Origin of the sequence: Streptomyces polyrhachis (genome assembly GCF_042663125.1) — a bacterium.
GTDB lineage: Bacteria > Actinomycetota > Actinomycetes > Streptomycetales > Streptomycetaceae > Streptomyces > Streptomyces polyrhachii.
In genome coordinates, this window is the sequence record NZ_JBHSZO010000003.1 from 165,915 (window position 1) to 179,204 (window position 13,290).

Annotated in this window: 9 protein-coding genes and 1 tRNA gene; all 10 read left to right on the top strand. The window is 69.3% G+C overall.

Going from position 1 to position 13,290, the window contains the following annotated elements; genetic code table 11:
• Positions 1-197: 197 nt before the first annotated feature.
• The 10 genes from dnaA (at position 198) to ACFQLX_RS03135 (ending at position 13,255) form a co-directional block, all read left to right on the top strand.
• Positions 198-1,988: a chromosomal replication initiator protein DnaA gene (gene dnaA / locus ACFQLX_RS03090; RefSeq protein WP_386411622.1), complete on the top strand. Its 1,791-nt coding sequence runs from the start codon at positions 198-200 to the stop codon at positions 1,986-1,988.
• 905 nt (positions 1,989-2,893) lie between these two features.
• Positions 2,894-4,033, top strand: a complete 1,140-nt coding sequence (gene dnaN, locus ACFQLX_RS03095) for a DNA polymerase III subunit beta (protein ID WP_386411624.1) — start codon at positions 2,894-2,896, stop codon at positions 4,031-4,033.
• Between the two features lie 189 nt (positions 4,034-4,222).
• Positions 4,223-5,101, top strand: coding sequence for a phosphogluconate dehydrogenase (NAD(+)-dependent, decarboxylating) (gene gnd, locus ACFQLX_RS03100; RefSeq protein ID WP_386411626.1), 879 nt, complete (start codon positions 4,223-4,225; stop codon positions 5,099-5,101).
• 27 nt (positions 5,102-5,128) lie between these two features.
• Positions 5,129-6,265, top strand: a complete 1,137-nt coding sequence (gene recF, locus ACFQLX_RS03105) for a DNA replication/repair protein RecF (RefSeq protein WP_386411628.1) — start codon at positions 5,129-5,131, stop codon at positions 6,263-6,265.
• Entirely contained in the window at positions 6,262-6,804 is a 543-nt protein-coding gene (locus tag ACFQLX_RS03110) for a DciA family protein (protein ID WP_386411630.1), read from the top strand. The genes recF and ACFQLX_RS03110 overlap by 4 nt, the downstream gene beginning before the upstream one ends.
• A 362-nt stretch (positions 6,805-7,166) precedes the next feature.
• Positions 7,167-9,227 (top strand): DNA topoisomerase (ATP-hydrolyzing) subunit B, encoded by a 2,061-nt coding sequence (gene gyrB / locus ACFQLX_RS03115; RefSeq protein WP_386411727.1) that lies wholly within the window; start codon positions 7,167-7,169, stop codon positions 9,225-9,227.
• Positions 9,228-9,306: 79 nt separating this feature from the next.
• Positions 9,307-11,952 carry a DNA gyrase subunit A gene (gyrA, locus tag ACFQLX_RS03120; RefSeq protein WP_386411632.1) on the top strand — a complete coding sequence of 882 codons (2,646 nt, stop codon included), beginning with the start codon at positions 9,307-9,309 and terminating at the stop codon, positions 11,950-11,952.
• A gap of 19 nt (positions 11,953-11,971) precedes the next feature.
• Positions 11,972-12,700 carry a DUF3566 domain-containing protein gene (locus ACFQLX_RS03125; protein ID WP_386411634.1) on the top strand — a complete coding sequence of 243 codons (729 nt, stop codon included), beginning with the start codon at positions 11,972-11,974 and terminating at the stop codon, positions 12,698-12,700.
• A gap of 73 nt (positions 12,701-12,773) precedes the next feature.
• A tRNA-Ile gene (locus tag ACFQLX_RS03130) sits at positions 12,774-12,847 on the top strand.
• 273 nt (positions 12,848-13,120) lie between these two features.
• Positions 13,121-13,255, top strand: coding sequence for a DLW-39 family protein (locus ACFQLX_RS03135; RefSeq protein ID WP_365414966.1), 135 nt, complete (start codon positions 13,121-13,123; stop codon positions 13,253-13,255).
• Positions 13,256-13,290: the final 35 nt, after the last annotated feature.

Below are 13,290 nucleotides of genomic sequence, written 5' to 3' on the forward strand. Positions count from 1 at the left end.
CGACAACTCGACCTCGATACGGTACGCGGGGCGCCACCTTCCGGTCAAACCGGCGGCCGGTCGCCTTCGTACACAGCCCTGTGGACAACGACTTGAACGCGGGCACAGGTGGTAGCTACCGTGGCATTTTCCCCGCACACGTCCAGGGCGCGCCCTGAGCGCCGCCCCCGACCGAGCGAGTGAAATGAGAGTGCCCCGTGGCTGATCTACCGGCAGACCTGGGCACGGTCTGGCCACACGTACTGGAACAGCTCCTCGCGGACGCGCAGAACGTCAAGCCCCAGGACCAGCGCTGGCTGCGCGACTGCCAGCCCCTCGTCCTGGTCGCCGGGACCGCCGTGATCTCCGTTCCCAACGAGTACGCCAAGGGCGTCGTCGAGGGCCGCCTGGCGCCCGTGATCAGCGACGCCCTCAGCCACGCCTTCGGGCAGACCGTCCGGCTGGCGATCACCGTCAGCCCCGTGGAGGCCGACTCCCCGGCAGCGCTGCCCTCCGTCCCGGCCCAGGCCCCCCCGCCGCACCACCACACACCCGCCGAACAGCAGCCGGGCCCCGTACCGCACCAGCACCAGCCGGAGCAGCAGCACCAGCAGGAACAGCTCCCCGGAGCCGAGCCCACCTCCCCCGCACCCTCGTACGGGGGCTACGAGCGGCCCACCGCCCGCCCCGCCTACCCGGAGTACGCCCAGCCGCGCGCCGAGCCCGGGGCCTGGCCCCGCGCCCAGCCCCCGCAGGGCTACGGCGGCCACGACTACACCGGCGAGCGCACCGCCTCCGACCCGTACGCGCAGACCCCGCGCCCCCAGCAGGTGCAGGCCCCCGGCCGGGCCCAGCTGCCCGCGCCCATGACCAGCCCCGAGCTGCCCGCCCCCGCCGGACCCGGCGGCCCCGGGTCCGGCCAGGACCGCAGCCGGCTGCCGGCCAAGAGCGGCACGTCCGGCGGCGCCGCCGAGCCCACCGCACGGCTGAACCCGAAGTACCTCTTCGACACCTTCGTCATCGGCGCCTCCAACCGCTTCGCGCACGCCGCCGCGGTCGCCGTGGCCGAGGCGCCGGCCAAGGCGTACAACCCGCTCTTCATCTACGGCGAGTCCGGCCTGGGCAAGACGCACCTGCTGCACGCCATCGGCCACTACGCCCGCAGCCTCTACCCGGGGACCCGGGTGCGGTACGTCAGCTCGGAGGAGTTCACCAACGAGTTCATCAACTCCATCCGCGACGGCAAGGCGGACACCTTCCGCAAGCGCTACCGCGACATGGACATCCTGCTCGTCGACGACATCCAGTTCCTGGCGAGCAAGGAGTCGACGCAGGAGGAGTTCTTCCACACCTTCAACACCCTGCACAACGCCAACAAGCAGATCGTGCTCTCCTCGGACCGGCCGCCCAAGCAGCTGGTCACGCTGGAGGACCGGTTGCGCAACCGCTTCGAGTGGGGACTGATCACCGACGTCCAGCCGCCCGAGCTGGAGACCCGGATCGCGATCCTGCGCAAGAAGGCGGTGCAGGAGCAGCTCCACGCCCCGCCGGAGGTGCTGGAGTTCATCGCCTCGCGGATCTCGCGCAACATCCGCGAGCTGGAGGGCGCGCTGATCCGCGTCACGGCCTTCGCCTCCCTCAACCGCCAGCCGGTGGACCTGGGGCTGACGGAGATCGTGCTGAAGGACCTGATCCCCGGCGACGAGGACGCCGTCCCCGAGATCACCGCGCACGCCATCATGGCCTCCACCGCCGACTACTTCGGCCTCACGGTCGAGGACCTCTGCGGCACCTCCCGCAGCCGGGTACTGGTGACCGCGCGCCAGATCGCCATGTACCTGTGCCGCGAACTGACCGACCTCTCGCTGCCCAAGATCGGCGCGCAGTTCGGTGGCCGCGACCACACCACGGTGATGCACGCGGACCGCAAGATCCGCGCACTGATGGCCGAGCGGCGCTCCATCTACAACCAGGTCACCGAGCTGACCAACCGCATCAAGAACAGCTGAATTCCCGGCAGTCGAGGCCGCCGGCGTCGTCGGTGGCGAGGCGTTGCGGCCTGTTATCCAGCGCTCTCCAGAGGTTCTCCAGCACTCTCCAGAGGCTCTCCACGGCGAAGGGGCCCGCAGAAGTAGTACTTCTGCGGGCCCCTTCGCCGTTCGATTAGTGCTCTCCGCCCCCGAGTTATCCCCAGAAATCCGCCAACTGGCCGTCCACACCATGGGGAAGACTCAAGTTGTCCACACGGGGGTGTGGACGAGTGTGGGATAACTTGCGAAGCTGCAGCTCAGCACCCTGTGGATTTGTGGATGTAAGTTGTCCACAGGTTGGGGATAGTCCCTTGTCCACAGGAGGGGCCGGGCAAGTCATCCACAGGCAGCGGGACTTCATCCACAGCAGAACCGATTCTGTCCACAGGCCATCCACAGAGTTATCCACTGTTCGGCAACACAACGCGCCTCATCACCTGTACGCGTGAAAGAGGTCACACATCCGTGGCGGGTTGGGCTGTGGGTAACTGGGGAAAAGCTGGGGACGGAGCTGTGGGTAACAGAGGGCTTCCTGTGGACGGTGTGTGGACAACTTTTGGTTGTCCACAGAAGGTCCGAGTTATCCACCGCCGCGTCCACAGGCGCTGTGGAAAAAATTTGGGGTCTGACCTGCGAAAACGGGGTTATCCACCGTATCCACAGGCCCTACTACTACTACAGGGGATATGTAGCTCGAGCCTCGTTTAGAAGTGGGGCTTGTGGACAAGTCGGGGGAGGCCCGCCAGCGGGCTGGACGCAGGTTGACGCCGATCCGTGCCCCGGCTGTCGGTGCGGTACGACAGACTGGTCCCCTGCAGACAAGCAGTGCTTGATCGCGCAGTGCTTGTTCAACGACATGCCGGCAACAGCAGGAGGCGGTCTCGGTGAAGATCCGGGTGGAGCGCGACGTACTTGCGGAGGCGGTGGCCTGGGCGGCCCGCAGCCTGCCCGCCCGTCCCCCTGTCCCCGTCCTCGCGGGGCTGCTCCTGAAAGCGGAGTCCGAGGACGGCGGCAGGCTGAGCCTGTCCGGCTTCGACTACGAGGTCTCGGCCCGGGTCTCCGTCGAGGCGGACGTCGAGGAGGAGGGCACGGTCCTGGTCTCCGGCCGCCTGCTCGCCGACATCTCCCGCGCGCTGCCCAACAGGCCGGTGGAGATCTCCACCGACGGGGTGCGCGCCACCGTCGTCTGCGGCAGTTCGCGCTTCACCCTCCACACCCTGCCGGTGGAGGAGTACCCGTCGCTGCCCCAGATGCCCACCGCGACGGGCACGGTCCCCGGTGAGGTCTTCGCGGCCGCCGTCGCCCAGGTCGCCATCGCCGCAGGCCGCGACGACACGCTGCCGGTGCTGACGGGTGTGCGCATCGAGATCGAGGGCGACACGATCACGCTGGCCTCCACCGACCGCTACCGCTTCGCGGTCCGCGAGTTCCTGTGGAAGCCGGAGACGGCCGAGACCTCGGCGGTGGCGCTCGTCCCCGCCAAGACCCTGCTGGACACCGCCAAGGCGCTGACGAGCGGTGACACCGTCTCGATCGCCCTGTCCGGCTCCGGTGCGGGCGAGGGCCTCATCGGCTTCGAGGGCGCGGGGCGACGGACGACCACGCGGCTGCTGGAGGGCGATCTGCCGAAGTACCGCACGCTCTTCCCGACCGAGTTCAACTCGATCGCGGTGATCGAGACGGCGCCGTTCGTCGAGGCGGTCAAGCGCGTGGCGCTGGTGGCCGAGCGCAACACCCCGGTGCGGCTGTCCTTCGAGCAGGGTGTGCTCACCCTGGAGGCCGGCTCCAGCGACGACGCACAGGCTGTGGAGCGGGTGGACGCGACGCTGGAGGGCGACGACATCTCGATCGCCTTCAACCCGACCTTCCTGCTGGACGGCCTGAGCGCGATCGACTCGCCGGTGGCCCAGCTGTCGTTCACGACCTCGACCAAGCCGGCGCTGCTGAGCGGCCGCCCTGCGGTGGACGCCGAGGCGGACCACGCGTACAAGTACCTGATCATGCCGGTGCGGCTGAGCGGGTAGGTCGGAGCTACTCCGGGCGCGGACTGCTTCGGGCCGGGGGTGTGGGGGTCGCCCCCGCAAGACCGCAGTAGGCCGGTGCGGCTGAGCGGCTGAGCGGTTCGTCCACAGTCCGGGGACGTGGCTGAGCGGGGTCGCGCGCCCCGGCGTAGGCTCGGGAGCGGATACGTAGGCGCTTACGGAGGGTCAGTGATGGAGCTCGGTCTCGTCGGTCTGGGCAAGATGGGCGGCAACATGCGCGAGCGCATCCGCCGTGCGGGCCACACCGTCGTCGGTTACGACCGCGATCCGGATCTCGCGGACGTGGCCGGCCTCAAGGAGCTGGTGGACGCGCTGCCCGCCCCCCGGGTGGTGTGGGTGATGGTCCCGTCGGGTGCGGCCACGCAGGCGGTGATCGACGAGCTGGGTGAGCTGCTCGATCCGGGCGACCTCATCGTGGACGGCGGAAACTCCCGCTGGACGGAGGACGAGAAGCACGCGGCGGAGCTGGCGCCCAAGGGCATCGGTTTCGTGGACTGCGGCGTCTCGGGCGGCGTCTGGGGCCTGGAGGAGGGCTACGCGCTGATGTACGGCGGCTCGGACGAGCACGTCGCGCAGGCGCAGTGGGCCTTCGACGCCCTGAAGCCCGACGGTGACAACGGCAGCGTGCATGCGGGCAAGGTGGGTGCCGGGCACTTCGCCAAGATGGTCCACAACGGCATCGAGTACGCGATGATGCAGGCCTTCGCCGAGGGCTGGGAGCTGATGGAGGCCTCGGACTGCGTCACTGACGTGCGTGAGGTCTTCCGCAGCTGGCAGGACGGGACGGTCATCCGCTCCTGGCTGCTGGACCTGGCGGTGCGGGCGCTGGACGGTGACGAGCACCTGGATCAGCTGCGGGGTTACGCGGAGGACTCGGGTGAGGGCCGCTGGACGGTGGAGGCGGCGCTGGACGAGGCCGTGCCGCTGCCGGCGATCACGGCCGCGCTGTACGCGCGGTTCGCCTCCCGCCAGGAGGACTCCAAGCAGATGAAGATGATCGCGGCCCTGCGCAACCAGTTCGGTGGGCACGCGGTCGAGACCAAGAAGTAGCGGGAATCAGGGGGCCGGCCGGCAACTATGCACGTCACGCATCTCTCGCTGGCCGACTTCCGCTCGTACGCCCGGGCCGAGGTCGTCCTCGCCCCGGGCGTCAGTACGTTCACGGGGCCCAACGGGCAGGGCAAGACCAATCTGGTCGAGGCGGTCGGCTATCTGTCGACCCTGGGCAGCCATCGGGTCTCCTCGGACGCGCCGCTGGTGCGGATGGGTGCCGAGCGCGCCGTGATCCGGGCGGCGGTGGAGCATGAGGGCCGCAGGCAGCTGGTGGAGCTGGAGCTGAATCCGGGGCGGGCCAACCGGGCCCGGATCAACCGCTCCTCCCAGGTCCGTCCGCGTGACGTGGTGGGCATCGTGCGCACGGTGCTCTTCGCTCCGGAGGACCTCGCGCTGGTCAAGGGTGATCCGGGTGAGCGCCGCCGTTTCCTCGACGAGTTGGCGGTGGCCCGCCATCCGCGGATGGCGGGGGTGCGCGGGGACTACGAGCGGGTGCTCAAGCAGCGCAACACGTTGCTGAAGACCGCGGCGATGGCCCGGCGGCACGGTGGTCGGCAGCTGGACCTCTCCACGTTGGACGTCTGGGACCAGCATCTGGCGCAGGTGGGGGCGGAGGTGCTGGCGCAGCGGCTGGAGCTGGTGGCAGCGGTGCTGCCGCTGGCGGACAAGGCGTACGAGAGTCTGGCGCCGGGCGGCGGTCCGCTGGGGTTGGAGTACAGGTCGGTGGGCGGGGGTCTTGAGGGTGCGGCGGGGGCTGTGTCGCGAGAGGAGCTGTGCGGGCTGCTGCTGGAGGCGTTGGCGGGGGCGCGCAAGCAGGAGATCGAGCGGGGGGTGACCCTGGTGGGTCCGCACCGTGACGAGTTGGTGCTGAAGCTGGGTGGTCTGCCGGCGAAGGGTTATGCGAGTCACGGGGAGTCGTGGTCCTTCGCGCTGGCGCTGCGGCTGGCCTCGTACGAGCTGCTGCGTGCGGAGGGGGTGGAGCCGGTGCTGGTGCTGGACGACGTCTTCGCGGAGTTGGACGCGCGGCGGCGGGAGCGGTTGGCGGAGCTGGTGGCGCCGGGGGAGCAGGTGCTGATCACGGCGGCGGTGGACGAGGACGTTCCGGGGTTGCTGGCGGGGGCGAGGTTCGCGGTGTCGGACGGTGAGGTGCGGCCGGGGTGAGCGGGCAGGGTGGCGGTCCGGTGGCGCCGGGCGGGGAGCAGGAGCCCTCGGGGGTGGATCTGGCCCGGGTCGCGCTGCGGGCGGCGCGGGAGCAGGCGAGGGCGCGCGGTGCGGAGGCGGTGCAGCGCAAGCAGGCGCGGCGGGGCGGGTTGCGTTCGGGTGCGCGGTCGGACGGGCGTGATCCGCTGTCGTTGGGTGCGGCGGTCAACCGGTTGATCGCGGAGCGCGGTTGGGAGGCGCCGGCGGCGGTCGGCGGGGTGATGGGGCGCTGGCCGCAGCTGGTGGGGCCGGAGGTGGCGCAGCACTGTGCTCCGGACTCCTATGACGAGGAGGAGCGGGTCCTGGTCGTGCGGTGCGATGCGACGGCGTGGGCGACGCAGCTGCGGCTGCTGGTTCCGCAGCTGCTGCGCCGGCTCAACGATGATCTGGGGCCGGGGACGGTGCGCTTCATCAAGGTGCTGGGCCCGGGTGGTCCTCCGCAGCGTTACGGGCGGTTGCGTGCGCCGGGCAGTCAGGGGCCGGGGGACACCTACGGCTGAGGTGGTGTCGGCCGGGCCCTGGTGTGGTCCTGGTGGGGCGGGTGTGCGGTCGTATCAATCGTGTGGGGGGCGTGATCTCGCTCACACTATCGTTTCCTTGACACCGTGAAGCCGCCAGCGGCTCTCAGGGGCTCTCGGACTCCCCGTTCGTGTGTGGGGACTCGGGCGGACGGCCCGCATCGCGGCTGAGGGGGGTGCAGGGCCTCGCAAACCGTCATTCTGTCGGTGGCTACCGGTAGACTGGACGGGATCCGCCAGTTGCGGAGCATGTCGACCGCAGTACCACCCCGTACCACTCAGTAGTGGCCATCCGGACGCAGTCCTGCAGGCAGTCAGGACAGGAGTCGGACCGGTGGCCCCACCTGTGCCAGAAAGGGCGCTTCGTGGCCGATTCCGGCGACCTCAACGAGTCCGCTCCCCGCGTCGGGGAGCCTGACACCAAGCCCGCGGGCCCCGCCTACGACGCCGACGCGATCACCGTCCTCGAGGGCCTCGACGCGGTGCGCAAGCGCCCCGGTATGTACATCGGTTCGACCGGTGAGCGCGGTCTGCACCACCTGGTCCAGGAGGTCGTCGACAACTCGGTCGACGAGGCGATGGCCGGGCATGCCACCCACATCGAGGTGACGCTGCTGGACGACGGCGGTGTGCGGGTGGTGGACAACGGCCGCGGTATCCCGGTCGGTATCCAGAAGTCCCAGGGCAAGCCGGCCGTGGAGGTCGTGCTGACGGTCCTGCACGCGGGCGGCAAGTTCGGCGGCGGTGGGTACGCGGTCTCGGGTGGTCTGCACGGGGTGGGTGTCTCCGTGGTGAACGCGCTGTCGACGCGGTTGGCGGTGGAGGTCCGCACTGACGGCTACCGCTGGACGCAGGACTACAAGATGGGTGTTCCGACCGCGGAGTTGCTGCGTAACGAGGCGACGGCCGAGACCGGCACCTCGGTGACGTTCTGGGCGGACGGCGACATCTTCGAGACCACCGAGTACTCCTTCGAGACGCTCTCGCGGCGTTTCCAGGAGATGGCCTTCCTCAACAAGGGTCTGACGATCTCGCTGACCGACGAGCGTGAGTCGGCCCGCCAGACCTCGGGGGCGGACTCGGCGGACGGCGCTGACGCCCATGAGGCGCGGACGGTCTCGTACCACTACGAGGGCGGTATCTCCGACTTCGTGCGGCATCTGAACTCGCGCAAGGGCGAGCCGGTGCACCCCACGGTGATCGACTTCGAGTCGGAGGACGTCGAGGGGAGCATCTCGGTCGAGATCGCGATGCAGTGGAACGCCCAGTACACCGAGGGTGTCTACAGTTTCGCCAACGTCATCCACACCCATGAGGGCGGTACGCACGAGGAGGGTTTCCGTGCGGCGCTGACGGGTCTGGTCAACCGCTATGCGCGGGACAAGCGGCTGCTGCGGGAGAAGGACGACAACCTCACGGGTGAGGACATCCGCGAGGGTCTGACGGCGATCATCTCGGTGAAGCTGGGTGAGCCGCAGTTCGAGGGCCAGACGAAGACGAAGCTGGGCAACACCCAGGCGAAGACCTTCGTGCAGAAGGTGACGCACGAGCGGTTGACGGACTGGTTCGAGCGTAATCCGAACGAGGCCGCGGACATCATCCGCAAGTCCATCCAGGCGGCCACGGCGCGGGTGGCGGCCCGTAAGGCCCGGGATCTGACCCGGCGCAAGGGGCTGCTGGAGTCGGCGTCGCTGCCGGGCAAGCTGAGTGACTGCCAGTCCAACGACCCGACGAAGTGCGAGATCTTCATCGTCGAGGGTGACTCCGCCGGCGGTTCGGCGAAGTCGGGGCGCAATCCCAAGTACCAGGCCATCCTGCCGATCCGCGGCAAGATCCTGAACGTGGAGAAGGCGCGGATCGACAAGGTCCTGCAGAACCAGGAGGTCCAGGCGCTGATCTCGGCCTTCGGGACGGGTATCCACGAGGACTTCGACGTGGAGAAGCTCCGCTATCACAAGATCATCCTGATGGCGGACGCCGACATCGACGGCCAGCACATCCAGACGCTGCTGCTGACGCTGCTCTTCCGCTTCATGCGCCCGCTGATCGAGACGGGGCACGTCTTCCTCGCCCAGCCGCCGCTGTACAAGATCAAGTGGACGCGGGACGACTTCGAGTACGCCTATTCCGACCGTGAGCGCGACCAGTTGATGGATCTGGGCCGCTCGGCGGGCAAGCGCATCCGCGAGGACGCGGTGCAGCGCTTCAAGGGCCTCGGTGAGATGAACGCGGAGGAGCTGCGGATCACCACCATGGACCCGGACCTGCGGGTGCTGCGCCATGTGACGCTCGACGACGCGGCGGCGGCGGACGACCTGTTCTCCGTCCTGATGGGTGAGGACGTGGAGGCACGTCGCTCGTTCATCCAGCGCAACGCCAAGGACGTTCGCTTCCTCGACATCTGAGTCGGCCCGGCCGGTGCCCGCGCCCGCGGGGTGCGCGCCGGCTGCCGTAGATCCTCCAGACAAGGACTGAGACCAAGCAATGGCCGACGAGAACGGCGAGAACCCCACCCCCGTCCCCTCCGCCGACGTCACCGTCGTGGCGGAGATCGACGAGGTCACCACCGACCGCGTGCTGCCCGTCTCCCTGGAGACGGAGATGCAGCGCAGCTATCTCGACTACGCGATGTCCGTCATCGTCTCGCGCGCCCTGCCGGACGTGCGGGACGGCCTCAAGCCCGTCCACCGCCGCGTGCTGTACGCGATGTACGAGGGCGGGTACCGGCCGGAGCGCGGCTTCTACAAGTGCGCCCGCGTTGTCGGCGACGTGATGGGCAACTACCACCCGCACGGCGACTCCGCGATCTACGACGCCCTGGTGCGCCTGGCGCAGCCCTGGTCGCTGCGGATGCCGCTGGTCGACGGCAACGGCAACTTCGGCTCCCCGGGCAACGACCCGGCGGCGGCCATGCGCTACACCGAGTGCAAGATGGCGCCGCTGGCGATGGAGATGCTCCGCGACATCGACGAGGAGACCGTCGACTTCGGGGACAACTACGACGGGCGCTCCAAGGAGCCCCGCGTCCTGCCGGCGCGTTTCCCGAACCTGCTGGTCAACGGCGCTGCGGGTATCGCGGTGGGGATGGCGACGAACATTCCGCCGCACAACCTGCGCGAGGTCGCGGCAGGTGTGCAGTGGTATCTGGACAATCCGCTGGCGTCCGCCGAGGAGCTCCTCGAGGCGCTGATGGAGCGCGTCAAGGGCCCCGACTTCCCCACCGGTGCGCTGGTGGTGGGCCGCAAGGGCATCGAGGAGGCGTACCGCACGGGGCGCGGCTCGATCACCATGCGGGCCGTGGTGGCGGTGGAGGAGATCCAGGACCGCCAGTGCCTGGTGGTCACCGAGCTGCCCTACCAGGTCAACCCGGACAACCTGGCGAACAAGATCGCCGAGCTGGTCAAGGACGGCCGGGTCGGGGGGATCGCGGACGTCCGCGACGAGACGTCCTCGCGTACGGGCCAGCGCCTGGTGGTCGTGCTGCGCCGCGACGCGGTCGCCAAGGTCGTGCTGAACAACCTCTACAAGCACACCGACCTGCAGACGAACTTCGGTGCGAACATGCTGGCGCTGGTGGACGGGGTGCCGCGCACGCTGTCGCTGGACGCCTTCATCCGGCACTGGGTGACCCACCAGGTCGACGTGATCGTCCGCCGGACGACCTTCCGGCTGCGCAAGGCCGAGGAGCGGGCGCACATCCTGCGCGGTCTGCTCAAGGCGCTGGACGCGATCGACGAGGTCATCGCGCTGATCCGCCGCTCGGACACGGTCGAGGTGGCCCGGCACGGGCTGATGGACCTGCTGGCTATCGACGAGATCCAGGCCAACGCGATCCTGGAGATGCAGCTGCGCCGGCTGGCCGCCCTGGAGCGGCAGAAGATCGTCGCGGAGCACGACGAGCTGCAGACGAAGATCAACGAGTACAACGCGATCCTGCTCTCCCCCGAGCGCCAGCGCCAGATCATCAGCGAGGAGCTGGCGGTCCTGGTCGACAAGTACGGCGACGACCGGCGTTCGGCGCTGGTGCCCTTCGACGGCGACATGTCCATCGAGGACCTGATCGCCGAGGAGGACATCGTCGTCACGGTGACGCGCGGCGGCTACGTCAAGCGCACCAAGACCGAGGACTACCGCTCCCAGCGGCGCGGCGGCAAGGGTGTGCGCGGGGCGCGGCTGCGCGAGGACGACATCGTCGACCACTTCTTCGTCTCCACCACGCACCACTGGCTGCTGTTCTTCACCAACAAGGGCCGGGTCTACCGGGCCAAGGCGTACGAGCTGCCGGACGCGGGCCGTGACGCCAAGGGCCAGCACATGGCGAACCTGCTGGCCTTCCAGCCGGACGAGCACATCGCGGAGATCCTGGCGATCCGGGACTACGACGCCGTCCCGTACCTGGTCCTGGCGACCAAGGCGGGCCTGGTGAAGAAGACGCCGCTGAAGGACTACGACTCGCCCCGCCAGGGCGGTGTCATCGCGATCAACCTGCGGGAGATGCCCGACGGCTCGCCCGACGAGCTGATCGGCGCGGAGCTGGTCTCGGCGGAGGACGATCTGCTGCTCGTCAGCAGGAAGGCCCAATCGATCCGCTTCACCGCAACGGACGAGGCGCTGCGTCCGATGGGCCGTGCCACCTCGGGTGTGAAGGGCATGTCCTTCCGCGAGGGTGACGAACTCCTCTCGATGAATGTCGTGCGGCCGGGTACGTTCGTGTTCACCGCCACCGACGGCGGGTACGCGAAGCGCACGAACGTCGACGAATACCGGGTCCAGGGTCGCGGTGGTCTGGGTACCAAGGCCGCCAAGATCGTGGAGGACCGCGGTCTGCTGGTGGGTGCGCTGGTGGTGGAGGAGAGTGACGAGATCCTCGCCATCACGCTCTCCGGCGGCGTGATCCGTACCCGGGTCGACCAGGTCAGGGAGACGGGCCGCGACACCATGGGTGTCCAGCTGATCAACCTGGGCAAGCGGGACGCCGTGGTGGGTATCGCCCGCAACGCGGAGGCCGGGAGTGAAGCGGAAGAGGTCGAGGGCGCAACGGTTGAGGTCGCCGAGACGTCGAACGTAGCGGAGACTGCCGAGGGTCTGGTGGCGGAGACGGGCGCGCAGGCGTCCGGGGCCGCGGAATAGCGCGTAAGGGAGTGACGACGTGAGTGGAGCCACGGGCGCCGGGGCGGGCCGTGCGGGAGCCGCGGAGGGGTATGTCCCCGCCGATGCGGCTCCCGGTGAGGACGACGGCGCCCGTGGGCCCGCCACGTCGGGGAGCCAGGGGGGCACGGTGACGGACAGTCGGTCCGCGGCGAGGGAGGGGGCGGCCAGTCCGCTGCCGCCCGCGCCGGTGGCGGCGCCCTCGGTGCCGGCGGGTCCGCATCGTCCGCCGCATGCCTACGAGCCGCCGGCCGGGCCCGCGCCCGCACCCGCGTCGGCTCGCGGGGCGGCGGTGGGCGCGTCGGTCCGCAAGGGCGCCGCGGTGCGGCGTTCGCGTACGGGTGCGCGGACGGTGCCGCGTACGCGCAAGGCGCGGCTGCGGGTGGCGAAGGTCGACCCGTGGTCGGTGATGAAGGTCAGCTTCCTGCTGTCCATCGCGCTGGGCGTGTGCACGATCGTGGCCGTGGCGGTGCTGTGGATGGTGCTGGACGCGATGGGCGTCTTCTCCACCGTGGGCTCCACGATCGCGGAGGCGGTGGCCACGGAGGGCTCCGAGGGCTTCGACCTCGTGTCGTTCCTGTCGCTGTCGCGGGTGCTGAGCTTCACGGGCGTGATCGCGGTGATCGACGTGGTCCTGGCGACCGCGCTGGCCACGCTGGGCGCGTTCATCTACAACCTGTCCGCGGGCTTCGTGGGCGGTATCGAGCTGACGCTGGCAGAGGACGAGTAGTCCCAGCTCACGGCCGCGAAACTACCGATTTTGGGACTCGGCCCCTGGTGCGCTAATCTTCAGGGGTCGGCGCGCGGGTATAGCTCAGACGGTTAGAGCGCATCCCTGATAAGGATGAGGCCCCAGGTTCAAGTCCTGGTACCCGCACCGTGTCGAAGCCCCCCAGTGGATACCACTGGGGGGCTTTCGCATGGGAGGGGGCGGTGAGGGTCGCAGTCGTGGCGCAGGTGGAGGTTTCACGTGAAACGCGGACATGTGCGGCTTGCGGGCGTGTGGGGCGTGGGGCGGTCGCGGTGGGGTCGTCCGGGCGTCGGGGCGGCTTGGGACGGGCTTCGGTGGCGGCCCCGGGTTGGGCGGGGCTGACTGTGTATCATCGGGGCCGGAAGGTCACGGATGACTATCGAAGGACGAGGTAGTGCGGTGAAGAAGCTGATCCTGGTCGCACTGGCCGCTCTTGGCGGGCTCCTCGTGTACCGCCAGATCCAGGCGGACCGCGCCGAGCAGGACCTGTGGACGGAGGCGACCGACTCGGTGCCCTCCTCCTCGGGCGTCTGATACGAGGTTTTCGCGAGCCCCGGCTCCTCGCACCG

Bases quoted from the DNA above. Each gene is read 5' to 3' on its own strand.
- gnd (WP_386411626.1), top strand. From the start codon at position 4,223: ATGGAGCTCGGTCTCGTCGGTCTGGGCAAGATGGGCGGCAACATGCGC.
- recF (WP_386411628.1), top strand. From the start codon at position 5,129: ATGCACGTCACGCATCTCTCGCTGGCCGACTTCCGCTCGTACGCCCGG.
- gyrA (WP_386411632.1), top strand. From the start codon at position 9,307: ATGGCCGACGAGAACGGCGAGAACCCCACCCCCGTCCCCTCCGCCGAC.